The organism is Kitasatospora sp. NPDC059646 (assembly GCF_042734615.1).
Taxonomy (GTDB): Bacteria; Actinomycetota; Actinomycetes; order Streptomycetales; family Streptomycetaceae; genus Kitasatospora.
The window spans coordinates 40,166-65,114 of sequence record NZ_JBHWDS010000019.1 but is presented as its reverse complement, the minus strand read 5'-3'; the positions used below and the strand labels follow the sequence as shown (position 1 = coordinate 65,114).

Here is a 24,949-nt window from a genome sequence, read left to right as displayed (position 1 = left end):
GGCAAACGCCCGAAGTGCCCTGAAAAGTCCGGGCACGACTGGTTCGTTCTCCTGGTGTGCGGGCAGGCCGAAGCCCGGCCACGGCACACGGGTACTGCGGTGACTGAATGAAAAAAGCGGAAAGGGACCCGGCCGCTACGGCACGGGCACCGGGACCGGGACCGCGGGCCGTTCGGAGCGCAGCTCCGCGATCGCGGCCTCGAAGTCCTCCAGGTTGTCGAACGCGCGGTAGACGGAGGCGAACCGCAGGTACGCCACCACGTCGAGCTCCTTCAGCGGGCCGAGTATCGCCAGGCCCACGTCGTGCGTCGAGAGCTCGGCGCTGCCGCTGGCCCGCACGCACTCCTCGACCCGCTGCCCGAGCTGGGCGAGCGCGTCCTCGGTGACCGGGCGGCCCTGGCACGCCTTGCGCACGCCGGAGATGACCTTCTCGCGGGAGAAGGGCTCGGTGACACCACTGCGCTTGATCACCATCAGCGTGGCGGTCTCGACGGTGGTGAACCGGCGGCTGCAGTCGGGGCACTGGCGGCGGCGCCGGATGGAGCTCCCGTCGTCACTGGCCCGACTGTCCACGACTCGGCTGTCCGGATGCCGGCAGAAGGGGCAGTGCACCTGGAACTCCCTCCCTGCGACCGACGGCGAACGACTCGGACCACTCTACCCGAAGCCAAACACAAGACCTGTGCCCGATCGAGGACACTAGCCACTAGATCTAGTGGCGGACGCCGCGCCACGCCGAGTGAACGGGTGAGAGTCGGGAACACCTCCCGCCGGGACGCCATAGACTGTTCGAGTCGAACATGCAATCGACTTACACCCGGAGGCTTGATCAAGTCAGGTGACCTCGAATAAATTCACTCGAACGTGTGTTTGGCGCAACCTTTCGATAGAGACGCCAGTTGAGCTGGGCAGATGGAGCACCAGTCGAGAGGGTCGCCGCGATGTCCACCCCCAGCGCCGCCAGCGTCATGCACACCGTCGAAGCCAAGACCGCCATCCCGGTGCAGGAGCGTTCCGCACGCACCACTGACCAGGAGAGCATGGATCAGACCATGAGCCGTAGTCAGCCGATCGAGGAGTCCCCGCTCGGTGTGCCCACCCCCGTCGTCCGCGCCCTCCCCGGCCGGCCCCCCGGCATCCGCACCGACGAGGCGGGCCTGACGGAGCGCCAGCGCCGCGTCATCGAGGTCATCCGCGATTCCGTCCAGCGTCGCGGGTACCCGCCGTCCATGCGCGAGATCGGCCAGGCCGTCGGCCTGTCCTCCACCTCCTCGGTCGCCCACCAGCTGATGGCCCTCGAACGCAAGGGCTTCCTGCGCCGCGACCCGCACCGCCCGCGCGCCTACGAGGTCCGCGGCGTCGAGGTCGCCCGCCCCGCCGCGGCCGAGACCTCCGGCCGCCCCTCCACCTCCTACGTCCCGCTGGTCGGCCGGATCGCCGCCGGCGGCCCGATCCTCGCCGAGCAGACCGTCGAGGACGTGTTTCCGCTGCCCCGTCAGCTGGTGGGCGAGGGCGAGCTGTTCGCCCTCACGGTCAAGGGCGACTCCATGATCGACGCCGCCATCTGCGACGGCGACTGGGTGACGGTCCGCCGCCAGCCGGTCGCCGAGAACGGGGACATCGTCGCGGCGATGATCGACGGCGAGGCCACGGTGAAGCGCCTCAAGCGCGAGGACGGCAAGATCTGGCTGATGCCGCACAACGCGGCGTACGAGCCGATCCCGGGTGACAACGCGACCATCCTCGGCAAGGTGGTGGCGGTGCTGCGCCGGCTGTAACGACGAAGCAGGCAGGCGCGAACCCGGGGGCGCGGAGAACTGCGCGGGCAACCAGGAACGCACAGCAAGGTCCGGTCGAAGACGGGAGTACCGTCTTCGACCGGACCTTGCTGTTGGGTGCCTTCCGCTTCGCGCGGTTCCCCGCGCCCCTGTCGGGGCGCGTAGTCAGCGGGGCTTGACCGGCGGCGCCGACGCGTCGATGGCCGCCAGCGACCGGCGGACCTGGTTGCGGTCCGTGGTGTACCAGAAGTCCGGCATCGAGGCGCGGAAGAAGCTCCCGTACCGGGCCGTGGCGAGGCGCGGGTCGAGGACGGCGACGACGCCGCGGTCGTCCGCCGCGCGGACCAGTCGGCCGGCGCCCTGCGCCATGAGCAGCGCGGCGTGCGTCGCCGCGACCGCCATGAAGCCGTTCCCGCCGCGGGACTCGACGTCCTTCTGACGGGCGCTCATCAGCGGGTCGTCGGGCCGCGGGAACGGGATCCTGTCCATGACGACCAGTTGGCACGCGGAGCCGGGGACGTCGACGCCCTGCCAGAGCGACAGCGTGCCGAACAGGCAGGTCTGCGCGTCGGAGGCGAAGGCACGGATGAGTTCGCCGAGGGTGTCCTCGCCCTGCAGCAGGATCGGCACGTCCAGCCGTTCGCGCAGCGCCTCCGCCGCCGCCTGGGCGGCCCGCATCGAGGAGAACAGGCCGAGCGTGCGGCCGCCGGAGGCGCCGATCAGTTCGGTGAGTTCGTCGAGCATCTCCGGCCGGTCGGGTTCCCGGCCGGGCGGCGGCAGGTGCTTGGCGACGTAGAGGATGCCCTGCTTCGGGTAGGTGAACGGGGAGCCGACGTCCAGTCCGCGCCAGTACGGCGGGGCGTCCTCGCCGGTCTCGGCCGTGGGTCCGTCGGGGGTGCGGTGGTCGGGCAGCCTGGTCTCGGAGGGCAGGCCGAGGGACGCGGCGACGCCGTTGAAGTCCCCGCCGAGCTTGAGGGTGGCGGAGGTGAGGACCACCGAGCGGTCCTTGTACAGGTTCTCCCGCAGCAGCCCGGACACGGACAGCGGGGCGACCCGCAGCGACGCGGTGCCGGGGCCGAAGCGGTCGCTGCGCTCGATCCAGACGACGTCGTACTCGGAACCGGTGAGCAGCCGGTCCGCGGTCTCGTGCAGGGTCTCCGCGGAGGCCATCGCCTGCTTGCGGACGGCGTCCTCGTCGCTGAGGCCCTTGTCGCGGGTCTCGCCGAGCGAGGTGATGACCTGGCGGCAGGCGTCGCGGATGCCGGCGACGGCGTAGCCGAGGTACTCGGGGAGCTCCTCGACCTGGCCGGGCTGCGCGGTCTCCATCAGACCGTGGAAGTTCTCGGCGGCGGCCTGGAGCGCGTCCACCGACTTCTCGTTGGCGAGCTTCGCGGCCCGCTTCACGGCCCGGTTGACCGCGCCGACGGTGAGTTCGGCGGTGGCGGCACCGGTGACCCGGTTCACCAGCTCGTGGGCCTCGTCGATGATCAGCAGCCCGTGCTCGGGGAGCACCGGCGCGCCCTCGATCGCGTCGATCGCCAGCATCGCGTGGTTGGTCACCACCACGTCCGCCAACTTGGCGCGCTCCCGGGCCTGTTCGGCGAAGCACTCCTGGCCGTAGGCGCACCGGGCGGCGCCCAGGCACTCCTTGGAGGTGACGGAGAGCTGGGCCCACGCCTTGTCGGAGACGCCCGGGGTGAGGTCGTCGCGGTCGCCGGTCTCCGTCTCGTCGGCCCACTCCCGCAGCCGCAGGACGTCCTGCCCGAGCTTGCCGGTGGGGCCGCCGAGCGCGTCGACCGGGTCGAACAGGCCCTCGCCCTCGTCGCTCGGGGTGCCCTCGTTGGCGCGGTGCAGGCACAGGTAGTTGGAGCGGCCCTTGAGCATCGCGTACAGCGGGCGGCGGCGCAGCGTCGGGTGCAGGGCGTCGACGGTGCGCGGCAGGTCGCGTTCGACCAGCTGGCGCTGGAGGGCGAGCGTCGCGGTGGCGATCACCACGTTGTCGCCGTGGGCGAGGGCGGGCACCAGGTAGGCGAGGGACTTTCCGGTGCCGGTGCCGGCCTGGACGAGGAGGTGTTCGCCCTCGTCGACGGCGGCGGCGACGGCCTCGGCCATCCGGACCTGCCCGGGCCGCTCCACGCCGCCGACGGCGGTGACGGCGGCGTGCAGCAGCTCCGGGATGCGGGAGGCGGGGACGGGAGGCGCCGACGCGTCCGGGCCGCCGGGCAGGGGTGCGGTGTCGTTCGTCATGACGTTCCCAGCCTACGGGGCCGGGGTGACAATCCGGTGCCCCTGGGCCGGGAGGTGCGCGGCGCTGTGCAGCGGGTTGTCGACCTGGCCGTGGACCGCGGCGTGCGGCCGGTCCGGGCGGTCGCGGTAGCCGTCGAGCAGCAGCCGGTTGCGGTTCAGGCAGAGCCGGTCGATCCGCGGCGCGAACAGGTCGAACAGCTTGTGCCGGTCGGCGAGTTCCGGGAAGCGGCGCTGGCAGGCCAGGATCCGCTCCCGCAGCAGTGACCAGAACTCGGCCTCGGGGAAGCCGAGTTGCTCCTCCAGCAGCGGCGCGAGGTAGCGGTAGACGCCGATGAACAGCCCGGAGTGCAGGAACTGGCACAGGTAGTCGGGGTTCTCGCGCAGCAGCACGTCGCCGATCCCGTCCGGCAGGTCGGCGAGTTCCGGCAGCGGCCGGTCGCTGATGTTGACGTCGTCGACGAAGTCCTTGACGGCCAGCCGGACCGGGACGTCCCGCTGGTCGAAGACGATGATCGCGTTCTCGCCGTGCGGGGAGAACACCAGGCCGTAGCGGTACAGGAAGTGCAGCAGCGGCGGCAGCATCACGGCGAACAGCCGGTCCACCCAGTCCCGGACGTCCAGGCCGGAGCGGGCGACGAGTTCGGCGGTCAGCGCGCGGCCGTCCGAACCGGTCTGCAGCAGCGCGGCCAGGGTGCGGCCGCGTTCGCCGTCGTCGAGGTGGCGGCCGAGGGGTTCGCGCCAGATCGCGCCGAGCAGTTCCTTGTACTGGTAGGGCGCGTCGGGCAGGTCCCGGTACAGCGGGTGCTCGACGGTGACGGAGGCGATCTCGCCGAGCAGGATCACCCGGCACTCGTCGCGCAGGTACGGGTCCCGGTCGCGGAGCCCCTGGATCCAGGCGGTGACGGCGGGCGCGGCGAGGGCGCGCTCGGTCGGGAGGCCGCGCCAGACCAGGGTGTTGAGGATCGCCAGCGGCAGTTTGACGGTGCATCTGTCGGGGCGGCTGAGGTTGAAGAACGACCGGATGGACTGCTGGGGCAGCCGCAGGTCGCCGTCGGAGGGCAGCGGGACGATCTCGCCGCTGGCGATCCATGGCGCGAACAGGCCGACCACGGTCTCGTCCCACTGCCAGGGGTGCACCGGCAGCAGCCAGAACTCGTCGGCGCGGTCGCCGAGCTGGTTGCGGAACGCGGGGTCGAGTTCGGTGTCGTAGATCGTCTCGTCGCCGCGGAAGGCGGCGAGGTTCTTGTGCACGGCGAGCCAGGGCAGGGTGCGGGGCAGCCGGGCCTCGGGGGCCCAGCCGGCCGCGTCGGCGGCGGAGAAGCCGAGCCGTCCCTTGTTGGCGACGATCCACGGGTGGCCGGTCTGCCTGCCTTCCAGGGCGACGTGGTCGAGGTCGGCGAGTTCGGCGGCGGTCAGTGCGGTGGCCCGCAGGTGGGCGTCGGCGATCAGCGTGGCGGTGAGCTCGCGGACCAGGTGGCCGGTGGTGTCGCCGGGCAGTTCCAGGGTGTGCCGGGCCTGCTGCAGGAAGCGCAGCGGGTCCTCGCCGCCCACTATCGAGTCCGGGTCGATCCGCCAGCTTCCGTAGGCGCCCCGGCGGGCGGTGAACCGGTAGTCGGCGTCGGGGAGTTCGAGCAGGTAGTGGTCGCCCTCGGGCCGCGGGTGCAGCAGTTCCTCGTAGGCGAACTCGCCGAGCAGCTTGGCCAGCATGGCGCGTGCGGCGGCCTGCCAGTGCCCGGCGGTGAGCTGGGGCGGCAGGTGGAGTGCGGGGTCAGCGGCTGGCTGCGGCACGCTCGTTCCCTTCCTGGGGTCGCGGGAGCACCGGGGCTTCGGCGGGCCCGGGTGCGAAGGTGGTCCAGGCGGTGCGGTGGGGCAGCGGGTGGAGGGTCTTGCCCGCGACGGCGTTCAGGATCACGGCGGCGCGGTGCGCGCCGAGCCCGAGGTCCGGGGTGCCGACCCCGTGAGTGTGCAACTCGGCGTTCTGGACGTACAGCCCCCCGGTGAGTAGCTGCCGGGTGGCGACCCGGTGGTCGAGGTCGACGCGGTAGCGGCCCCGGGCGTCCCAGTCGATCAGGTCGGCGATCGGGTCGAGCAGCGCGGGGCGCCGCGCCCGGTAGCCGGTGGCGAGCACCACGGCGTCGGTGCGGACCAGGTGGCGGCGGCCGGAGTCGGTGTGCCGGCAGTGCAGTTCGAGTCCGCCGCAGGGGCCGGGGCCGGCCTCCGTGACGGCGGTGCCGGGGAGGATCTCGACCGGTTCGGCGTCGATCGGGCGGCCGACGGTCCGCTCGTACAGGTGGTCGTGGATGTCGGCGAGGGTCTCGGCGCTGGCGGCCTTGTGCAGCTGCCACTGGGCGGGCACCAGGGCGTCCCGGACCGGTTCGGGCAGGCCGTGGAAGTAGCGGGTGTAGTCGGGGGTGAACTGTTCCAGGCCGAGCTTGGAGTACTCCATCGGCGCGAGCGCCCGGGTGCGGGTCAGCCAGCGCACCCGGGTGCCGTCGCCGGCGTGCCGGCGCAGCAGGTCGAGGAACACCTCGGCGCCGGACTGGCCGGAGCCGACCACGGTGACGTCGCGTGCGCCGTCCAGTGCCTGACGTCCGGTCAGGTAGTCGGCGGAGTGCAGCACGGCGGGGTGGTGGCGCAGCGCGGCGAACGCCTCGGGGCGGACGGGTTCGGTGCCGACGCCGAGCACCAGGTTCCGGGCGCGGTGCACCCGGCCGGCCGCGTGCACCAGGTAGTGCTGCCGTTCGGCGTCCCAGTGGACGGCGTCGACGGGGCTGTCGAAGCGGCAGTTGGGGAGCCGGTCGGCGGCCCAGCGGCAGTAGTCCTCGTACTCGCGGCGCGGCAGGTGGAAGCGTTCGCTGAAGTAGAACGGGAACAGCCGCTGCCGCTCGCGCAGGTAGTTGAGGAACGACCAGGGGTTGGTGGGGTCGACCAGGGAGACCAGGTCGGCGAGGAACGGGACCTGCATCCGGGCGCCGTCCACGAGCATGCCGGGGTGCCAGCGGAACTCGGGTCGGGCGTCGAGGAACAGCGCGCGGACGGACTCGGCCCGGTCGGCGAGCGCGGCCAGCGAGAGGTTGAACGGGCCGATGCCGACGCCGATCAGGTCGTACGGCTCGGGCGGGTGGGTGGTCATGTGGTCCTAGCTCTCGGGCCGCGGACGGATCATCAGGGCGGCGCGTTTGTCGGGGAGTTCGAGGTCGGCGACCCGGGTGAACCCGGCGGCGGCGAACGCCCGGACGGAGGGCGTGTTGCGGACGTCGGGTTCGGCGAGCACCCGGGTGCAGCGGGGTTCGTCCCGCAGCAGCCGGGCGGCGATCGCGTCGAGCAGCGGCGCGGCCAGCCGCCGGCCGCGGGCGGCGGGGGCGAGCAGCAGGTGCACGCCCAGGTCGTGCGGGCGGGCGGGGTAGTGCGCGGCCAGCGGGTCGAGGTCGGCGCGGTACAGCTCGAAGTAGCCGGTGGGCTGGCCGTCGAGCAGGGCGATCACGGGGCGGCTGCGCCCGTCGCCGGCGAGCTGCCCGGCGACGTGCGCGGCGGTGGTGGCGGGCGGGCCGGCGAGGGCCCACCAGCGGTCGGTGTCGGGGTCGTTCATCCAGCCGGTGAGCAGGTCGAGGTCCTCGTCCAGCCGCACGGCGCGCAGGACGAGTTCACCGGCGGGGGTGGCGATCGGGCCGAGCGGCGGCCCGCCCGGCCCGTCCGGTGGTGCTGTCACGCCCGGGCCACCGGGTTGTCGATCTCCACGTACACCGACTGGGTCTCCACCGGGCCGACCAGTTCGTCCAGGCCGTGCAGCCGGGTCAGCAGGTTGGCCTTGCAGCGCAGGGTGGGGGCGTCCAGCAGGTGGGCGGGCAGCGCGGAGCCGGTGGCGGTGGCGGCGGGGCCGGCCAGGAAGCGGCGCAGCGCGGCCAGCAGCAGTTGCTCGTCGGCGAGTTGCTGGGAGCCGAAGGCGCCGATCAGGCCGAGCACGTGGTTGATGCCGAGGTAGTAGGCGAAGCGTTCGTCGGCGACCTGGTCGGGGACGAAGGTGTCGCTGTGCGCGCCGAGCCCGGGCAGCAGGCGGTGCAGCCGGTCGGCGTGCGAGGCGCGGAAGTAGTAGCCCTGGTTGTCGCGGTAGCGGCCGCCGACCGGCCAGCCCTGCCGGTCGAGCAGCACCAGGCTGTTCTGCTGGTGGGCCTCCAGGGCGATGCCGGCCTGCCCGTCGAGCCACAGGACGGGCAGCACCACGGCGTCCAGGTAGCGCAGGAACCACTCGGTGGCGACGGTCGCGGTGGGGCGTCCGCTGCGGGCGGCGAGTTCGCCGAGCACCTGGGCGAGTTGCGAGCCGGAGCGGTCGACGGGCTGTTCGGCGACCAGGCCGGCCACGCACAGGGCGCGGTCGGCGGGGCCGAACGGCATCTCCCGGAGCACGGTGTCCAGGCCGTTGGGGTCGCCGAGGGCGGGGTGGTCGACGCCGATCCAGGCCGGGTCCCGGACGATGTCGAACCCGGGGTGGGCGGCCCTCCACCGCCGGGACAGGCCGGCTTCCAGCAGCCGGTGCACCTCGACGCCGCGGTGGAGCTCCTTGCGGAGGTTCTCCCGGCGGGAGTTGGTGATCCGCAGGCCCAGCGAGAGCTTGAGCATCCACGGGGTGCCGGGCCGGCAGACGGTGCGCACCGAGCTGGTGGGGTGCCAGGGCTCGCCGTGCTGGCCGAGGTCGGTCAGCAGGCCCTGGTCGAGCAGTTCGGCGACGGCCGGACGGAGCGTCAGCTCGCGGGCCTGCCAGGGGTGCAGCGGCAGGGCGGCGGTGCCGGCGGGCAGCGGGCGGCCGTACAGCTCGGCGGTGATCCGCTCGGCGGGCACGCCGGCGCCGGAGTCCGCGGCGAGCAGGCCCCGGTCGACGGCCCACCAGTGCAGCCGGAACGAGCCGTGCAGTTCCGGCGAGTACGCGGCGGACTGGGCGGGGCCGAGGCCGTCGCGGCTCTTCGGGGTGGGGTGCAGCGGGTGGCCGAGCAGCAGCGACTGCTCGGCGCGCAGGAACGGATCGGCGGGGGCCGCGGTGAGCACCCGGCGGTGGGCGAGGATCTCCGCGGTGCGACCGACCGAGTCGGCGACCCGGGAGGTCAGGTCGGCGAGCTGGCCGGGTTCGGGGCGGCCGGTGGCGCCGGCCACCAGGGCGGCGACGGTGACGGCGTCGACCGGGTGCTCGGCGGTGCCGGTGGAGAGGGTGGCGGGGCCGAACCGGTGCCAGCCGCAGGCCGACCAGTGGCGCACCGGCGCGGTCAGCCGGGCGGTGCCGCCGAGCACCGGGATGCGCAGCAGGTCGCCGTCGGGGCGGGCGGCCGCGGTCTCCCGGGCCCAGCAGCGCAGCAGGCTCTCGGCGGCGGCGTGTTCGGCGGCGATCGCCGGGTCGGGGTGGAGCAGCAGGTCCGGGGTGGGGTGTCCGGCCGACGACGGCCGGGGGGCCGGGATGACGTCGGTGAGGATGGTGGCCAAATCCGCTCCTTGAGCCGCGCGATTGCCTTCGGGTAAGGGTTACCTATCCCCGAGGGGCGGGCACAAGATCGGCTCACTCGTTCCGGTGAGCTTCCGGCGATCATGCACGGATCGGGCCCCGAGCTGGGATCCTGACGGACCGTCACCATCACGGTTCGATGACCGGACGCCAACAGGACCGCACCGCCCGCCGGCGGCCCGCCCCCGGATGAAAGACTGTCCCCGGGGGAACGGACCGTTTCAGGGGGTTGAGCGTGAGGGCACGGGGGGTGGTGGCCGCGCTGAGCGCGGTCGCGCTGCTGGCCGGGGTGACCGCCTGCGGATCGGATGCCGGCGACGGGGGCGGTAACCCGCGCAGCTTCGCCGAGTTGAAGCGCTGGGGGTTCTCCGACTGGGACCGCTGGGCGCAGCGGCACGGCTTCCGCAATCCGGCGGTGGCGGGCGTGTGGAGCGCCGAGACGATGGACCAGGCGCCGCCGCAGCAGCCCGCGCCGGCGCCCGAGGCGCCGCCGTCGGTGTCCGCGGCGCCCGCCTCGTCGGCCGCACCGTCGCCGTCCGGCGCACCGTCGCCGTCCGCGGCCGGCAGTCCGTCGCCGTCGGCCGGCGGCAGCCCGCCGGCGGTCGCGGCGCAGCCGGTGCCGCGCCCGTACACCAGCTACCCGGCGTCCGGGAAGGTCTTCCTGACCGCGCCGAACGGCGGCACCGGCCAGTGCTCCGCCACCGTGGTCGCCGATCCCGCGCACCCGGGGCACAGCAACCTGGTGTGGACGGCCGCGCACTGCGTCCACGGGGGCAAGGGCGGCGACTGGTACAAGAACCTGGTCTTCGTGCCCGCGTACAACAGCTCCGGCGCGGCCAGCGACCACCACCGGGCGACGCTCGCCGAGGTCGCCCCGCTCGGGCAGTGGTGGGCGGACAAGGTGATCACCTCGCCGCTGTGGACCACCGAGGGCACCCGGGGCGGCGACGCCGCGAACCAGTACGACTTCGCGGTGATGAAGGTGCGGGGGCCGGAGGGCGAGAGCCGCTCGCTGGAGGAGGTGCTCGGCACCGCCGTCCCGGTGTGGTTCGACGCGCCGCGCGAGCAGCTCGCGATCCAGGCCTGGGGCTACCCGGCCCTCGCGCCGTTCGACGGGCAGGAGCTGGAGCGCTGCGACTCCGGCCGGCCGGGCTCCCGCAGCTTCGACGCGGCCCGCCCGGCGATGCTGGTGATCGGCTGCACGATGACGGCCGGCGCCTCCGGCGGCGGCTGGTTCGCGGACGGCCCGGACGGCCGCCAGCGGCTGGTCAGCAACACCTCCATCGGCACCCAGGCGCACACCGCCCTGAACGGGCCCTACCTGGAGGGCGTGGCCCGTCAGGCCCTCGACTACATCTCCCGGAAGTGACCGTGCGTCAGCTTCCGCGACCCAACGACCGACCGACGACCACGGGGGAAACGCCCATGACCACCCAGCACCGGACCGCGCGCCGCGTGCGCGCCGCCGCCGCAGCCGCCCTGGTGACGGTTCTCGCCGTCACCACCGCCGCCTGCCAGAGCCAGGGCCCGAAGCCCAGCCCGGTGCCGCCGGGCAGCAGCAGCACGGCCGAGGGCATCGACGTGAAGGACATCCAGGGCGCCCTCGCCAAGGTCTCCACCTGGACCGCCGACGACTGGGCCGACTGGGCCAGCAAGAACGGCTTCAAGCCCGAGGACCTGGAGGCGATCAAGAACTTCTGGGACAAGAAGAAGCTCTCCGACGCGAAGGGCGTCACCACCGGCAAGCCGGACGCCCAGGCGCCCTCGCTGAAGGACGTGGTGTTCCCGAAGACCATCCCGGCGAAGCCGCAGCCGCACCCGTACAGCGCGGACACCGCCGTGGTCGGCAAGATCTTCTTCCAGAGCCCGGAGGGCAACATGGTGTGCTCGGGCACCGTGGTGAGCGACCCGAGCCACCCGGGCAAGAGCAACCTGGTGTGGACGGCCGCGCACTGCGTGCACGCGGGCAAGGGCGGCGACTACATGAAGAAGCTGATGTTCGTCCCCTCGTACAACAAGTCCGGCGCCACCAGCAACGGCAAGGGCGAGAACGCCACCCGCGAGCAGATCGCCCCGCTGGGCGTCTGGGCGGCCCGCTCGCTGCTGGTGATGCCGCAGTGGACCCAGGAGGCCGGCCACACCGGTTCCAAGGCCAGCCAGTTCGACTACGCGGTGGTCCGGGTGGTGAACCAGGACGGCTCCAGCCGCTCGCTGGAGGAGACCGTGGGCGGCTCGGTGCCGATCTGGTTCGGCGCGCAGCCGAGCGAGATCAACTCCCCGGCCGCGTACGGCTACCCGGCCGACGAGCCGTTCGACGGCGAGGAGCTGGAGCACTGCGACTCCGCGCCCAAGCCGACCCCGTTCGTCTTCGACCGCTCGCGCCCGCCGATGCTCGCCATCGGCTGCAACATGACCGGCGGCTCGTCCGGCGGCGGCTGGTTCACCAAGAAGGACGGGAAGACGGTGCTGTTCTCCGACACCTCGATCGGTGACGACACCTGGCTGGCCGGCCCCAACCTCGGCGCGGACGCCAAGCGGATGTTCGACGCCTTCGTCCAGGGCAAGGTGGGTCAGTAGGCGGCACGCGCGAACGGCCCGGGGAAGGGGTTCCTTCCTCGGGCCGTTCGGCGTTCCACGGGTCCGGCTACGCGGTGACGACCGCGTACCGCTCCAGCTCTCCGGCCAGCACCGCCGCGACCTTGGCGTGCAGCAGCGTGCCCTCGGCGGTGTGCTCAGCGGCGATCAGCTCGCCCTCCGCGTGCACCCGGGAGACCAGGTCGCCGCGGGTGTAGGGCACCAGGGCCCGGATCTCCACGGCGGGGCGCGGCAGTTCCTCGTCGATCAGGGCGAGGAGCTCGTCGATGCCCTGGCCGCTGCGGGCCGACACCACGATGGCGTGCGGCTCGCGGCGCAGCAGGCGCTGCAGGACCGCCGGGTCGGCGGCGTCCGCCTTGTTGATCACCACGATCTCGGGCACGTTCTGCGCCTCGACCGAGACGATCACCTCGCGCACCGCGGCGAGCTGCGTCTCCGGCTCCGGGTGGGAGCCGTCCACCACGTGCAGGATGAGGTCGGCCTCGGCGACCTCCTCCATGGTGGAGCGGAACGCCTCGACCAGGTGGTGCGGCAGGTGCCGGACGAAGCCGACCGTGTCGGCCAGCGTGTAGAGCCGGCCGCTCGGGGTCTGCGCCCGGCGGACCGTCGGGTCCAGGGTGGCGAACAGCGCGTTCTCCACCAGGACGCCGGCGCCGGTGAGCCGGTTGAGCAGCGAGGACTTGCCGGCGTTGGTGTACCCGGCGATCGCCACCGAGGGCACCTGGTGGCGCCGCCGCTCCTGCCGCTTGGTGTCGCGGCCCTTCTTCATGTCGGCGATCTCCTTGCGGAGCTTCGCCATCTTCTCGCGGATCCGCCGGCGGTCGGTCTCGATCTTGGTCTCACCGGGACCGCGGGTGGCCATGCCGCCGCCCGAGGTGCCGGAGCCACCGCCACCCATCTGCCGGGACAGCGACTGACCCCAGCCGCGCAGGCGCGGCAGCATGTACTGCATCTGCGCGAGCGAGACCTGCGCCTTGCCCTCCCGGGACTTGGCGTGCTGGGCGAAGATGTCCAGGATCAGCGCGGTGCGGTCGACGACCTTGACCTTCACCACGTCTTCCAGGTGGATCAACTGACCGGGCGTCAGCTCACCGTCGCAGACCACGGTGTCGGCGCCGGAGGAGGCGACCAGGTCGCGCAGCTCCTGGGCCTTGCCGGAGCCGATGTAGGTGGCCGCGTCGGGCTTGTCACGGCGCTGGATCACGCCGTCCAGGACTTCGGAGCCGGCCGTCTCGGCGAGGGCGGCGAGCTCGGCCATCGAGTTCTCCGCCTCCTCCAGCGTGCCGTCCGTCCACACGCCGACGAGCACCACGCGCTCCAGCCGGAGCTGGCGGTACTCGACTTCGGTGACGTCCTGCAGTTCGGTGGAGAGGCCGGCCACGCGTCGGAGCGCGGCGCGCTCGGAGCGGTCGTACTGCTCTCCGTCGTAGTTGCCGAGGCCCTCGTCGAACGCCGCGAGGTCCTCGTCCATCAGGGCTTCCGCCTTGAGGTCGGTGAGCCGGCTCGCCGACTCGCTCGATCGGGTGCGGCTGTCGAACGTGGAGGTCATTTCATCCTTGGATAGATCGGGTCGTGCTCTCGGACAACACGGCGGAGCCGCCGTGAATTCCCCACGATGGTCGCACGCCCGCTGTGCCCGAGTCATCCCTTTTACCAGCCGCCGCGCCGGCCCCGGACACCGGCCCGGGCACCGCCGCCGCCGGCTCCGGATCCGGTGACGGCCCGGCCGGCTCCTCCCCCGCCTCCGGGGCCGCGGCCGCCGCCCCGGCCCGGCCCGGCGCCTCCTCGGGCCCGCCCGGCCGGTACACGTCGTACACGCCGGAGACCCGGAGCATCGCCCGCATCACCGCGGGCAGCACGGTGGCGTCGGCGAGTTCCAGGGTGTAGCTGTGCCGCACCCGCAGCTGGCGGGGGGGCTCGACCTCGGCGGAGTGGATCGACACGCCCTCGCCGGAGATCGCGGCGGTCAGGTCGGCCAGCAGCCGGGGCCGGTTCAGCGCCTCGGCGCGCAGCGTCGCCCGGTAGCCCCACTGCGGGGCGCCGCCGGGCAGCCAGCGGACCGCGACCGGCCGGCGGCCGCCGCCCAGCATCCGGGTGCCGGTCGGACAGCCCGCCCGGTGCACGGCGACGGCCCCGCCGCGCAGCACGATGCCGGTCACCCCGTCGGGCGGCACGGGGGTGCAGCAGCGGGCCAACCGGACGGCGGCACCGGGCAGTTCGGGCACGTCCGCGGGTGCGGCGGCGGGTGGTGCGGGCGGCGCGGCGGGCACCGGGGCACCGGGCGCGGGGGGTTGTGCGGCGGCCGGCGCGGGCGCGGGCCGGACGGCCAGCCGGCGCTCCACGGCGAGCCGGGCGGCCGGGGTGCGGAGGTACTCCAGCCACTCCGGGTCGGGGCCGCTGTCCTCGTCGTCGGCGGGGGCGGTGAGCAGGCCGAGCACGTCGCCGTCGCGCAGTTCGGTGGAGAGCGCGGTGAGCCGGCCGTTGATCCGGGCGCCGATGCATCGGTGGCCGGTCTCCTCGCCGATCAGGTAGGCGGCGTCCAGGCAGCTGGCCCCGGCGGGCAGGTGCAGGGTGGCGCCGTCCTCGGTGACGGCGGTGATCTCCCGGTCGTCGCGCAGGTCGGCGGTGAGCGCGGACCAGAAGGCGTCCGGGTCGGGGGTGTCCTGCTGCCACTCCAGCAGCCGGGCCAGCCAGCCGGGCCGGGCCGGGTCGGTGCGGTCCTCGGGGTCGTCGGCGGTGCCCTGCCGGTCGGTGCGCGGGTCGCCGAGCGCGACCACGCCGGTCTCGGCGACCTCGTGCATCCGCCGGGTGCGGACCAGGACCTCGACCACCTCGCCGCCGGGCAGCGCCACGGCGGTGTGCAGCGACTGGTACAGGTTGAACTTCGGGGCGGCCACGAAGTCCTTGAACTCGCCGGGCAGCGGCGTCCAGCAGGTGTGCAGTTCGCCGAGCACGGCGTAGCAGTCGGCGTTCTCCTCGACCACCACCAGCAGCCGGCCGAGGTCGGCGGGCCGCAGCCCGGTGCCGTCCGGGCCGGCCCCGCGCTTGATCATCACCCGGTGCAGCGAGACCAGGTGCCGGGGTCGGACGGTGACGACGGAGGCGATCCCGGCCTCGGCGAGCTGGCGGCCGAGTTCCGCCGCGAAGGGGGCGAGCACGCCGTCCTCGGCGGCGGCCCGGGCGGTGGCGACGGCGTCGGTGTACGCGTACTCGTCGGGGTGCAGGGTGGCGAACACGATGTCCTCCAGCTCCGCCTTCACCACCTGGATGCCGAGCCGTTCGGCGAGCGGGATCAGCACGTCCCGGGTGACCTTGGCGATCCGCACCTGGCTGGCCGGCTTCATGTGCCGGATGGTGCGCATGTTGTGCAGCCGGTCGGCGAGCTTGATCACCATCACCCGGACGTCGTCACCGGTGGCGACCAGCATCTTGCGGAAGGTCTCGGGCTCGGCCGCCGCGCCGAAGTCGACCTTCTCCAGCTTGGTGACGCCGTCGACCAGGTACGCGATCTCGGGCCCGAAGTCCTCGGCGACCTGATCGAGCGTCACTTCGGTGTCCTCGACGGTGTCGTGGAGCAGCGAGGCGACCAGCGTGGTGGTGTCCGCGCCGAGCTGGGCGAGGATCATGGTGACCGCGAGCGGGTGCGTGATGTACGGCTCGCCGCTCTTTCGGGTCTGCCCGCGGTGGCTCTCCTCGGCGACCCGGTAGGCACGGGCCAGCAGCGCCAGGTCGGCCTGCGGGTGGTGCACCCGGTGGGCCTGCACGATCGGTTCGATGGCGTCGGGGACGGGCGTCCGCCCGGTGGCGAGCAGCGCCGCCCGGCCGGCCCGGCCGAGCGCGGCGCGGCTGAAGCGGCTCGCCTGCTGCTTGGACGGCGAGCCCGCCAACTCGGAGCGGATGGTCATCTGCACCTCCGGCAGCAACACCGGAGCGACGGCCGACCCGGTGGTCCATGCTACCGAGCACAGCACGTTCGGCGAGCCCCCGCTTCCGGTCTGCCACCCCTGTCACCCGAACGGGGGGATTAGCCGGACTGCGGCCTGGGAAGCGGGAGCTGACGGCCCGTCGGCCTGACCTGCCGTTACCTCAGCACGCCCTCGGCGACGATCACGGCGGGCCCGGTCATCTCGATCCGGCCGTCGGGGAACTCCTCGATCACCAGCCGCCCGCCGGGCAGGTCCACCGTCCAGCTGACGGCCCGTCCGGTGGCCGCCGGGTCCAGCCCGGCCCGGCGGATCGCGGCCACCGCGACCGCGCAGGCGCCCGTCCCGCAGGAGCGGGTCTCGCCGGAGCCGCGCTCGTGCACCCGCATCGCCACGTGCCGCTCGCCGCGGTCCACCACGAACTCCACGTTCACGCCCTGCGGGTACACGCCGGCGGGCGCGGTGACCGGCGCGTCGTAGAGGTTCCCGGCGTGCGCCAGGTCCGCCACGAACGCGACCGCGTGCGGGTTGCCCATGTTGACGTTCAGCGCGGGCCAGCTGCGGCCGTCGACGGTGACGGTGACGTCGTCCGGGCCGGGCAGCACGGCGCGGCCCATGTCCACGGTGATCTCGCCCGGGGTGCCGTCGGCGGCGTCCGCCGCGATCCGCACCGTCTTCACGCCGGCCCGGGTGGCGACCGCCAGCTCGCCCGGCTTCGCGTAGCCGGCGTGCACCAGGTAGCGGGCGAACACCCGCACCCCGTTGCCGCACATCTCGGCGATCGAGCCGTCCGCGTTGCGGTAGTCCATGAACCACTCGGCCTGCCCGGCCATCGCCGCCGCGTCCGGATCGGCCGCCGACCGCACCACCCGCAGCACGCCGTCCGCGCCGATCCCGGCCCGCCGGTCGCACAGTTCGGCGACGGCGGCCGCCGACAGCTCCAGCGCGCCGTCCGGGTCGGGGACGATCACGAAGTCGTTCTGGGTGCCGTGCCCCTTGAGGAAGGCCGTTCCGCTCATACCGCTGCGCTCGCTCACACCGCCGATGGTAACGGGCCGGCGGGGGCCTATCCGCGCAGGTGGTCGACCCGCCAGACGGCCAGCGCCACGGCGACGGCGACCAGCAGGGTGTAGACCACGATGGCCTTCCAGCCGGCCCGCTCGGAGCTGCCCCGACGGGGCACGCCCGGCCACTTGTACCCGGCCCGGCGGGCGGCCATCGCGCCCCAGCCGACCGAGGCGGCGGTGATCAGCAGGCCCAGCATCCCGATCATCGCGGTGGCGCCCTCGCTGCCGAAGGCCAGCGGGAAGGCGAACATCAGCGCGCCGAACATCACCGAGCCGGCGATCGGCAGGATCTGCCACCAGCGCAGCCGGCGGCGCGGCCGGATGTCCCGCTCGTGCACCACGCCCGGCGCGGCGGCCAGGTCGTCGATCGCGGGCAGCGCCACCGCGTACGAGGTGGTGGGAACGGCCAGTTCGGGCAGCGTCTCGGAACCGTCGGACACGTCGCCCGGCAGCTCATCGGTTTCGGGGCCGGTACCCGTTGACACGCGGCCTCCCCTGACGGCTCGACACGAGCTCCGGGGCTCGCGGGCGGTGAGGCCGGCCCGCGTGCCGGGCCTCGGTGCTACCGATGATGGCACGTGCCAAGACCCGGACAGGGCGTCCCACGGGGTGATCGGGTGATCCGATGCCAGGACGTGATCCTGCCGTGACCGCCGGTACCTCCTGCACCTGCGTCTGCCGGTGCAGCTGCCCGGGCGGCTGGCCGGATCGCGCCCCCGGACAGCCGAAAACCGCCGGTCAGCCGGTGTCGCCGGGACGTTCCGGGCGATTGATCAGTTCCATTGCGCGGCCCAGCAGTTCAACCGGATCGGCGCCCTCCGGACGGTCCAGCCAGTGGATCCGCTCGTCCCGCCGGAACCACGACTCCTGCCGTCGCGCGAACCGCCGGGTGGCCCGCACGGTCTCCTCCCGCGCCTCGTCCTCGGTGCACTCGCCGGCGAAGAACGCCAGCACCTGCTGGTAGCCCAGCGCCCGGCTCGCGGTCAGCCCCTCGCGCAGGCCGACCCGCTCCAGCGCCCGCACCTCGTCCAGCAGCCCGGCCTCCCACATCCGGTCCACCCGCAGCTCGATCCGCCGGTCCAGCTCGGGCCTCGGCACCTGGACGCCTATGTGCACCGCCTCGTACACCGCGCGCCGGGTCGGCAGGTTCGCGGTGAACGGCTGCCCGGTGATCTCGATCACCTCCAGCGCCCGGACGATCCGCCGCCCGTTGCTGGTCAGGATCGCCTCCGCGGCCGCCGGGTCCAGCTCGGCCAGCCGACGGTGCAGGGCGCCCGGCCCGACCCGCTCCAGCTCCCCCTCCAGCCGGGCCCGCACCTCGGGGTCCGTGCCGGGGAACTCCATCTCGTCGATCGCCGCCCGCACGTACAGCCCCGAACCGCCGACCAGCACCGGCACCCGGCCGGCCGCCAGCAGCCGGTCCATCTCGGCCCGGGCGAGGCGCTGGTACTCGGCGACCGAGGCGGCCTCGGTCACCTCCCACACGTCCATCAGGTGGTGCGGGATGCCGCCGCGCTCGGACTCGGTCAGCTTGGCGGTGCCGATGTCCATGCCCTTGTACAGCTGCATCGAGTCGGTGTTCACCACCTCCCCGCCGAGCTCACGGGCGATCGCCACCGCCAGGTCGGACTTGCCGGCCGCCGTCGAACCGACCACCGACACCACCCGGTGCGGACGTACAGGAGAAGAAGAGGAGGAACCGCTCACCCCACCAGTCTCCCAAAACCCGGGCACGTCCCGTGTCGCGGCCTCGTTGACCGGGGAGGATCCGCTATGTCTGGTGTGGATCTGACACGAAAAGCGAGGAATGCACCCCATGGGCCTGATGGACAACCTCAAGGGCAAGGCCGAGGAACTGAAGGACAAGGCCAGCGAACTGGCCGGCAAGCACGGCGACAAGATCGACAACATGGTGGACAAGGCCGGCGAGACCATCGACAAGGCCACCAAGCACAAGTACAGCGAGAAGATCGAGAAGGGCGCCTCCGCCGCCAAGCACGCCCGCGACGACTTCGCGGCGAAGCCGAAGGACGACTGACCCCCGGCCCGCGGTGGCCTGCTGGCCCGCTCAGCGCCAGGAGGCCACCAGGTAGCCGACGCCGTACGGGGCGTCCTCGTACCGCAGCTCGCCACCGAGACGCACGCCGTCCGCCGCGCCCGCCAGCACCTGCCACGGGGCCCGGCCGTCCGCAAGCAGCTCCGCCGAGAGGTCCGCGTCCAGCGCGGCCAGCGCCCGCGCGTCGGCCGCCGCCAGCGCCGCCGCCACCGCCCGGTCGTGGCCCTCGGCGCGCTCGTCCAGGTACCCCGGGGCCTTCACCGAGCGCCGCGCACTGCCGTCGCCCATCACCAACAGGCCCACCCGGTCGGCGAGTTCGGCCAATCCCCGGCCCAGGCCCAGCAGCCGGTCCACCGCCGTGTCCGGCCGGACCGCGACGGCGTGCGTCGGCACCCGGACGCCCGCCTCCTCCAGCAGCCACGCCCCGACCGTCAACGCCGGCGACAGCTCCGGGCCGTCCACCCCGCCCAGCGGCAGCTTCACCGCCTTCGGCACCCCGTACCGGCGGAACGACCCCGCCCCGCCCTCGGTCCACACCCCGGCCCGGTCGCCGGTGCCCACGACCACGACGAGATCCGCGTCCGCGAGCCCCCGCACCGCGTCCAGGCACGCCGTCCGCAGCTCCTCCGCCTCCCCCGCGGCCCCCACCGCGACCTCGGGCACGAGCAACGGCGGACACGGGCACACGGCGGCGGCAACAAGCATGCGGATCACTCTACGGGGTTTGGTTCCGAGAGCAGGCGGACGCGAAAACAGGGGCACGGGGAACTGCGCGACCGCAAGGTCGCGAAACCGTGCAGGTCATTGTCCTGCGTCGCGATCTTGCGGTTGGGTCCTTCCGCTTCGCGCAGTTCCTCGCGCCCCCAGGTTGTTCAGCCGCAGCCGCCCGGCGCAGCCGGCAGCGGAGCCGGCACGCCGATCGACGGCAGGCCGAGCATCACGCCGGCCGGCTTCGTCGCGGGTGCGGCCTGCCGCTTCTCCCACGCGTCGCCCGCGCGGGTGCGGCGCACGCCGAGTGCGGGGCCCTCCGCGAGGAGGTGGTGCGGGGCGGCGTAGGTGATCTCGACGGTCACCATGTCGCCGGGGCGCACGCCCCCCTCGGGGCGGGTGAAGTGCACCAGCCGGTTGTCGGGCGCGCGCCCGGAGAGCCGGTCGGTGCGGTCGTCCTTCTTGCCTTCGCCCTCGGCGACGAGGATCTCCAGCTTCCGGCCGACCTGCTTCTTGTTCTCCTCCCAGGAGATCTCCTCCTGGAGGGCGATCAGCCGGTCGTAGCGCTCCTGCACCACGGCCTTGGGGATCTGGTTCTCCATCTCGGCGGCGGGCGTCCCGGGCCGCTTGGAGTACTGGAAGGTGAACGCGTTGGCGAACCGCGCCTCCCGGACGACGTGCAGGGTCTGCTCGAAGTCCTCGTCGGTCTCGCCGGGGAAGCCGACGATGATGTCGGTGGAGATGGCGGCGTCCGGCATCGCGGCGCGCACCTTCTCGATGATGCCGAGGAAGCGTTCCTGCCGGTAGGAGCGTCGCATCGCGCGCAGCACGGTGTCGGAGCCGGACTGCAGCGGCATGTGCAGCTGGTGCATCACGTTCGGCGTCTCGGCCATCGCGGCGATCACGTCGTCGGTGAAGTCGCGCGGGTGCGGCGAGGTGAAGCGGACCCGCTCCAGGCCGTCGATCTCGCCGCAGGCGCGCAGCAGCTTGCCGAAGGCCTCGCGGTCGCCGAGGTCGGAGCCGTACGCGTTGACGTTCTGGCCGAGCAGGGTGACCTCGACGACGCCCTCGGCGACCAGGGCCTCGACCTCGGCGAGGATGTCGCCGGGCCGGCGGTCCTCCTCCTTGCCGCGCAGGGCGGGGACGATGCAGAAGGTGCAGGTGTTGTTGCAGCCGACGGAGATGGCGACCCAGGCCGCGTAGGCGGACTCCCGCCGGGTGGGCAGCGTGGAGGGGAAGGTCTCCAGCGAGTCGAGGATCTCGACCTGCGCGGTCCGCTCGATCGCGGCGCGCTCCAGCAGGGCGGGCAGGTGGCCGATGTTGTGGGTGCCGAAGACGACGTCGACCCAGGGGGCCTTGCGGACGATGGTCTCGCGGTCCTTCTGGGCGAGGCAGCCGCCGACGGCGATCTGCATGGCGCTGTTCGCCTGCTTGGCGGGGGCGAGCCGGCCGAGGTTGCCGTACAGCTTGTTGTCGGCGTTCTCGCGGACCGCGCAGGTGTTGAAGACCACCAGGTCGGGGTCGCCGTCGCCGGCGGCCTTGGTGTAGCCGGCCTCCTCCAGCAGCCCGGACAGGCGCTCGGAGTCGTGGACGTTCATCTGGCAGCCGTACGTGACGACCTTGTAAGTTCGCAAGCTCTCCTCCATACCCACAGGGCACAAGGGTACGGGCACCGGAAGGGGCCTCCCGCCGGGCGGGTTGGGCTGGCAGTATCCCTGCCATGGCTGTTTCGACCGACCCGCCCCGCGCCGGCACCCGGCTGCGCGCCGTGCTGCGTGCCGCGGTGCGCAGTCCGCTGGTGCGGGTGGCGGCGGTGCTGCTGCTGGTGGCGGGGGGTGCGGGCGGCTGGTGGGCGTCCTCGGCGCGGGCCGGGTCGGGGCTGCGCGGGGAGGCGGCGTTCGCGACGGGGGTCCCGCGCGGCGTGTACGACCGCTACGGGGTGCTGCTGAGGGAGTCGATGGGCGCGGCGATGCCGGGGGTGAAGGTCCGGCTGGACAACTCCGAGGGCTCCCTGGACAACCTGGAGCGGGTGGTGTCGGGCCGGGACGACTTCGCGATCGCGACGGCGGACGCGGTGGCGAGCTTCCAGAGTCCGCAGAAGCCGCAGCTGCGGGCGATCGCCCGGCTGTACGACGACTACATGCAGCTGGTGGTGCCGGCGGACTCGCCGGTGCGGCAGGTGTCGGACCTGCGCGGGCTGCGGGTGGGAGTGGGACAGCCGAAGTCGGGGGTGAACCTGGTGACCCGGCGGCTGCTGGAGGCGGCGGGCCTGGATCCGGACAAGGACGTGCGGTCGTCGATGCTGGGGGTGGGCGACGCCGCGGACCAGTTGCACGCCAAGAAGCTGGACGCGTTCTTCTGGTCGGGCGGCCTGCCGACGGCGGCGCTGACCGACCTGGCGGAGCACACCCGGATCCGGATCGTCCCGATGGGCGACCTGTCGGACCGGCTGCACCAGTTGGAGGGCGGCGGGATGGACGCGTACCGGGCGGCGACCATCCCGGCGGACGCGTACCCGCTGGTGGAGCCGTTGCGGACGCCGGTGCCGACGGTCGCGGTGCCGAACCTGCTGGTGACCCGGGCGGACGTGGACCCGGCGCTGGTGGAGGCGGTGACCCGGGTGGTGATCGACAGCCGGGACCGGATCGGCGGCGAGGTGCACGCGGCGCAGTTGGTGGACCTGCGCACGGCGGTGTACACGGATCCGCTGCCGCTGCACGACGGCGCGAAGCGCTACTACATGTCCGTGAAGCCCTGACGTCCGTCCGTCGGCCGCGCAGGACCGCCCCGAGGGCGGGTCAGCCGCGCTTGCGGCGGGGCACGGTGAGCAGCACGCTCAGCCCGTTCGGTTCGGCGGGGGCGAAGCCGAGGCTGCCGCCGCCGGCCAGCAGCAGGGTGCGGGCGATGGAGAGTCCGAGGCCGGAGCCGTCGACGTTCTGGTGGCGCGAGGAGCGCCAGAACCGGTCCCCGATGCGGGCGAGTTCCTCCTCGGTGAGGCCGGGTCCGGCGTCGGTGACGCTGGCGGTGACCTCGTCCCGGGTGATGGTGAGGCCGACCCGGACCGTGGTGCCGGCCGGGGAGAACTTGAGGGCGTTGTCGAGGACGGCGTCGAGGGCGCTGCCGAAGCCGATCGGGTCGGCCCAGGCGTGCGCCAGCGGCGGCCCCTGCCAGTGGAGTCGGACCTGCCGGCGGTCGGCGAGCGGCTGCCAGGCCTCGGTCCGGGTGCGGACCAGCTCGGCCAGGTCGACGGGTTCGGGTTCGGGCCGGGAGCCTTCGGCGGTGGCGAGCCCGAGCAGGTCGTCCAGGACCCGGGCGAGCCGGGCGCCCTCCTCGCGGACGGCGGCGATCTCGTCCTCGCTGCCCTCGGGGAGTGCCAGGCCGATCAGTTCGACCCGCAGCAGCAGCGCGGCCAGCGGGTTGCGCAGCTGGTGGGAGGCGTCGGCGACGAACGCCCGCTGCTGGTCGATGGCGAGCACCACGTGGTCGGCCATGTCGTTGAACGAGCGGGCCAGGCGGCGCAGTTCGGGCGGTCCGCCGCTGGGGGCGACCCGGGCGTTGAGCCGGCCGGTGGCGATGTCGTGGGTGGCGCGGTCCAGGGTGCGGACCGGGCGCAGCACCCAGCCGGTGAGGCGGACGGCGAGCAGGATGGCCACGATCATGGCGAGTGCCTCGCCGCCGGCCAGCACCATCCAGCGGTGCAGGATGCGGGCCCGCAGCGGGCCGGTGGGCGATTCGGTGAGCACCACGGCGACCACGTCGCCGTCGCGGACCACGGGCAGGGCGACGGCGAGCGTGCGGTCGGAGGTCCACGGCCAGACCTGCGGCGGGTTGTGGCTGCGCCGGCCGGCCAGCGCCTCCCGGTAGGCCTCGGCGCCGGGTCCGTCGGCGGGGGCGTGCCAGCCGTCGGGGGCGGCGGCGACGGAGCTCCCGTCGCGTTCGAAGACGCCGATCCGGGCGCCGTACAGCTCGTGGTAGCGGGCGGCTTCGCTGGTCAGGGCGTGCAGCCGGCCGGTGTCGCCGGGGCCCGGCTGCGGGTCGCCCTTGACGGCGGCGGTGGCGCTGGCGCGGCCCTGGGTGGGCAGGTCCTGGGCGAAGCGGGCGGCGTCGTCGATCCGGTCGACGACGACCTTGGACTGCTCGGAGGCGGCCGTCAGGTAGGCCAGCGGCACCCCGAGGGCGGCGAGGACGCAGGCCATCAGGGCGATCAGGATGCCGAGCAGGCGGTTGCGCACGGGTGGTCAGCGCTCCGCGGCGTCGTCGGCGGAGGGTTTGCCGGGCTGGTCGGGGATGAGCCGGTAGCCGACGCCGCGGACCGCCTCGACCAGGCCGGGCAGGCCGAGCTTGGTGCGCAGCGAGCCGATGTGGACCTCCAGGGTGCGGCCGTTGCCCTCCCAGCCGGAGCGCCAGACCTCGCTGAAGATCTGTTCGCGGCGGTAGACCACGCCGGGGCTCTGGGCGAGCAGCGCCAGCAGGTCGAACTCCTTGCGGGTGAGCGGCACGTCGCGGCCGTGGACGCTGACCCGGCGGCGTTCGCGGTCGATCTCGACGCCGCGGGAGGCCAGCGGGCCGTCCGGCTCGGGGCCGTGCTCGTCGGCGGTCCTGGGGGTGCCGCGGCGGGCCACCGCGTGGATGCGGGCGAGGAGTTCGCCCATGTCGTACGGCTTGACCACGTAGTCGTCGGCGCCGAGGTTGAGGCCGTGGATGCGGGAGCGGATGTCGGCGCGGGCGGTCACCATGATGACCGGGACGCCGCTGCCGGCCCGGATCCGGCTGCACACCTCGAAGCCGTCGCGGTCGGGCAGTCCGAGGTCGAGCAGCACCACCCGGTAGGGGTCGCTGCCGTCCGGGACGAGCGCGTCCAGGGCTTCGTGGCCGCTGCGGGCGTGCCGGACCTGGAAGCCGTGCCGGCCGAGCACCGCGACCAGGGCGGCGGCGACGCGGTCGTCGTCCTCGACCAGAAGCAGGCGCATCGGGGCTCCTTCCTGCGGGTTCGTGGTGGTGCGGCGGGGCCGGCGGCGCGGTCGCCGCCGGCGGGTGGTCGGCATGGCACGGTCCGAGCGGAACCGGGCCATCCTGGCATCCACTCC

20 protein-coding genes are annotated in these 24,949 nt (G+C 73.6%); 5 read left to right on the top strand and 15 right to left on the bottom strand.

The window, feature by feature from the left end; translation table 11 throughout:
* Positions 1-135: 135 nt before the first annotated feature.
* A complete protein-coding gene (nrdR, locus tag ACFV1L_RS16080; protein ID WP_035866783.1) occupies positions 136-612 on the bottom strand; it encodes a transcriptional regulator NrdR in 477 nt (158 codons plus the stop codon).
* A gap of 440 nt (positions 613-1,052) precedes the next feature.
* On the opposite strand from nrdR, the gene lexA reads away from it, so the two are divergent.
* Entirely contained in the window at positions 1,053-1,778 is a 726-nt protein-coding gene (gene lexA, locus ACFV1L_RS16075) for a transcriptional repressor LexA (protein WP_380366395.1), read from the top strand.
* A 165-nt stretch (positions 1,779-1,943) separates the two neighbouring features.
* Here lexA and ACFV1L_RS16070 read toward each other — a convergent pair whose 3' ends face one another.
* From ACFV1L_RS16070 to ACFV1L_RS16050, 5 genes are read right to left on the bottom strand one after another with little or no spacing between them, the layout of a single operon-like run.
* On the bottom strand, positions 1,944-4,025 hold the full coding sequence (locus ACFV1L_RS16070; protein ID WP_380366294.1) for an ATP-dependent DNA helicase: 2,082 nt from the start codon (positions 4,023-4,025) through the stop codon (positions 1,944-1,946).
* Between the two features lie 12 nt (positions 4,026-4,037).
* Positions 4,038-5,813, bottom strand: a complete 1,776-nt coding sequence (locus tag ACFV1L_RS16065; protein ID WP_380366292.1) for an IucA/IucC family protein — start codon at positions 5,811-5,813, stop codon at positions 4,038-4,040.
* Positions 5,794-7,158, bottom strand: coding sequence for a lysine N(6)-hydroxylase/L-ornithine N(5)-oxygenase family protein (locus ACFV1L_RS16060; protein WP_380366290.1), 1,365 nt, complete (start codon positions 7,156-7,158; stop codon positions 5,794-5,796). Before ACFV1L_RS16060 ends, ACFV1L_RS16065 begins: the two co-directional genes overlap by 20 nt.
* A 6-nt stretch (positions 7,159-7,164) precedes the next feature.
* Positions 7,165-7,734, bottom strand: coding sequence for a GNAT family N-acetyltransferase (locus tag ACFV1L_RS16055; protein WP_380366289.1), 570 nt, complete (start codon positions 7,732-7,734; stop codon positions 7,165-7,167).
* A complete protein-coding gene (locus tag ACFV1L_RS16050; protein WP_380366287.1) occupies positions 7,731-9,494 on the bottom strand; it encodes an IucA/IucC family protein in 1,764 nt (587 codons plus the stop codon). Before ACFV1L_RS16050 ends, ACFV1L_RS16055 begins: the two co-directional genes overlap by 4 nt.
* A 254-nt stretch (positions 9,495-9,748) precedes the next feature.
* Here ACFV1L_RS16050 and ACFV1L_RS16045 point away from each other — a divergent pair, with 254 nt between their 5' ends.
* Together ACFV1L_RS16045 and ACFV1L_RS16040 are read left to right on the top strand one after the other, a co-directional pair.
* The gene (locus ACFV1L_RS16045; protein WP_380366286.1) at positions 9,749-10,882 is read left to right on the top strand and encodes a trypsin-like serine peptidase; all 1,134 of its coding nucleotides are present in this window, start codon (positions 9,749-9,751) and stop codon (positions 10,880-10,882) included.
* A 56-nt stretch (positions 10,883-10,938) separates the two neighbouring features.
* Positions 10,939-12,090, top strand: coding sequence for a trypsin-like serine peptidase (locus ACFV1L_RS16040; RefSeq protein WP_380366285.1), 1,152 nt, complete (start codon positions 10,939-10,941; stop codon positions 12,088-12,090).
* A 67-nt stretch (positions 12,091-12,157) separates the two neighbouring features.
* On the opposite strand, the gene hflX is transcribed toward ACFV1L_RS16040, so the two are convergent.
* The 5 genes from hflX to miaA form a co-directional block, all read right to left on the bottom strand.
* Positions 12,158-13,657: a GTPase HflX gene (gene hflX / locus ACFV1L_RS16035; RefSeq protein WP_380366284.1), complete on the bottom strand. Its 1,500-nt coding sequence runs from the start codon at positions 13,655-13,657 to the stop codon at positions 12,158-12,160.
* Position 13,658: 1 nt separating this feature from the next.
* Positions 13,659-16,013: a RelA/SpoT family protein gene (locus tag ACFV1L_RS16030; protein ID WP_380366282.1), complete on the bottom strand. Its 2,355-nt coding sequence runs from the start codon at positions 16,011-16,013 to the stop codon at positions 13,659-13,661.
* Positions 16,014-16,189: 176 nt separating this feature from the next.
* On the bottom strand, positions 16,190-17,050 hold the full coding sequence (gene dapF / locus ACFV1L_RS16025) for a diaminopimelate epimerase (RefSeq protein ID WP_380366393.1): 861 nt from the start codon (positions 17,048-17,050) through the stop codon (positions 16,190-16,192).
* A 47-nt stretch (positions 17,051-17,097) separates the two neighbouring features.
* Entirely contained in the window at positions 17,098-17,538 is a 441-nt protein-coding gene (locus tag ACFV1L_RS16020; protein ID WP_244305428.1) for a hypothetical protein, read from the bottom strand.
* 298 nt (positions 17,539-17,836) lie between these two features.
* Positions 17,837-18,805 carry a tRNA (adenosine(37)-N6)-dimethylallyltransferase MiaA gene (gene miaA / locus ACFV1L_RS16015; protein ID WP_380366280.1) on the bottom strand — a complete coding sequence of 323 codons (969 nt, stop codon included), beginning with the start codon at positions 18,803-18,805 and terminating at the stop codon, positions 17,837-17,839.
* A gap of 109 nt (positions 18,806-18,914) precedes the next feature.
* Between miaA and ACFV1L_RS16010 the strand changes: the two genes are divergently transcribed.
* Entirely contained in the window at positions 18,915-19,136 is a 222-nt protein-coding gene (locus ACFV1L_RS16010) for an antitoxin (RefSeq protein ID WP_035866759.1), read from the top strand.
* 30 nt (positions 19,137-19,166) lie between these two features.
* Here the strand turns inward: ACFV1L_RS16010 and ACFV1L_RS16005 are convergent, their stop codons facing one another.
* Together ACFV1L_RS16005 and miaB are read right to left on the bottom strand one after the other, a co-directional pair.
* A complete protein-coding gene (locus ACFV1L_RS16005; RefSeq protein ID WP_380366278.1) occupies positions 19,167-19,859 on the bottom strand; it encodes a hypothetical protein in 693 nt (230 codons plus the stop codon).
* A 167-nt stretch (positions 19,860-20,026) separates the two neighbouring features.
* Positions 20,027-21,508 (bottom strand): tRNA (N6-isopentenyl adenosine(37)-C2)-methylthiotransferase MiaB, encoded by a 1,482-nt coding sequence (miaB, locus tag ACFV1L_RS16000; RefSeq protein WP_380366276.1) that lies wholly within the window; start codon positions 21,506-21,508, stop codon positions 20,027-20,029.
* Between the two features lie 74 nt (positions 21,509-21,582).
* On the opposite strand from miaB, the gene ACFV1L_RS15995 reads away from it, so the two are divergent.
* Complete coding sequence (locus ACFV1L_RS15995; protein WP_380366274.1) at positions 21,583-22,620, top strand: TAXI family TRAP transporter solute-binding subunit; 1,038 nt, start codon at positions 21,583-21,585, stop codon at positions 22,618-22,620.
* A gap of 40 nt (positions 22,621-22,660) precedes the next feature.
* Here ACFV1L_RS15995 and ACFV1L_RS15990 read toward each other — a convergent pair whose 3' ends face one another.
* Positions 22,661-24,094: a sensor histidine kinase gene (locus ACFV1L_RS15990; RefSeq protein ID WP_380366273.1), complete on the bottom strand. Its 1,434-nt coding sequence runs from the start codon at positions 24,092-24,094 to the stop codon at positions 22,661-22,663.
* A gap of 6 nt (positions 24,095-24,100) precedes the next feature.
* A complete protein-coding gene (locus ACFV1L_RS15985; RefSeq protein ID WP_380366271.1) occupies positions 24,101-24,832 on the bottom strand; it encodes a response regulator transcription factor in 732 nt (243 codons plus the stop codon).
* Positions 24,833-24,949: the final 117 nt, after the last annotated feature.

Bases quoted from the DNA above. Each gene is read 5' to 3' on its own strand.
- ACFV1L_RS16030 (WP_380366282.1), bottom strand. From the start codon at position 16,013: ATGACCATCCGCTCCGAGTTGGCGGGCTCGCCGTCCAAGCAGCAGGCG.
- ACFV1L_RS16060 (WP_380366290.1), bottom strand. From the start codon at position 7,158: ATGACCACCCACCCGCCCGAGCCGTACGACCTGATCGGCGTCGGCATC.
- ACFV1L_RS15995 (WP_380366274.1), top strand. From the start codon at position 21,583: ATGGCTGTTTCGACCGACCCGCCCCGCGCCGGCACCCGGCTGCGCGCC.
- ACFV1L_RS16010 (WP_035866759.1), top strand. From the start codon at position 18,915: ATGGGCCTGATGGACAACCTCAAGGGCAAGGCCGAGGAACTGAAGGAC.
- dapF (WP_380366393.1), bottom strand. From the start codon at position 17,050: ATGAGCGGAACGGCCTTCCTCAAGGGGCACGGCACCCAGAACGACTTC.
- lexA (WP_380366395.1), top strand. From the start codon at position 1,053: ATGAGCCGTAGTCAGCCGATCGAGGAGTCCCCGCTCGGTGTGCCCACC.
- miaB (WP_380366276.1), bottom strand. From the start codon at position 21,508: ATGGAGGAGAGCTTGCGAACTTACAAGGTCGTCACGTACGGCTGCCAG.
- ACFV1L_RS16040 (WP_380366285.1), top strand. From the start codon at position 10,939: ATGACCACCCAGCACCGGACCGCGCGCCGCGTGCGCGCCGCCGCCGCA.
- hflX (WP_380366284.1), bottom strand. From the start codon at position 13,657: ATGACCTCCACGTTCGACAGCCGCACCCGATCGAGCGAGTCGGCGAGC.
- ACFV1L_RS15985 (WP_380366271.1), bottom strand. From the start codon at position 24,832: ATGCGCCTGCTTCTGGTCGAGGACGACGACCGCGTCGCCGCCGCCCTG.
- ACFV1L_RS16005 (WP_380366278.1), bottom strand. From the start codon at position 19,859: ATGCTTGTTGCCGCCGCCGTGTGCCCGTGTCCGCCGTTGCTCGTGCCC.
- ACFV1L_RS16070 (WP_380366294.1), bottom strand. From the start codon at position 4,025: ATGACGAACGACACCGCACCCCTGCCCGGCGGCCCGGACGCGTCGGCG.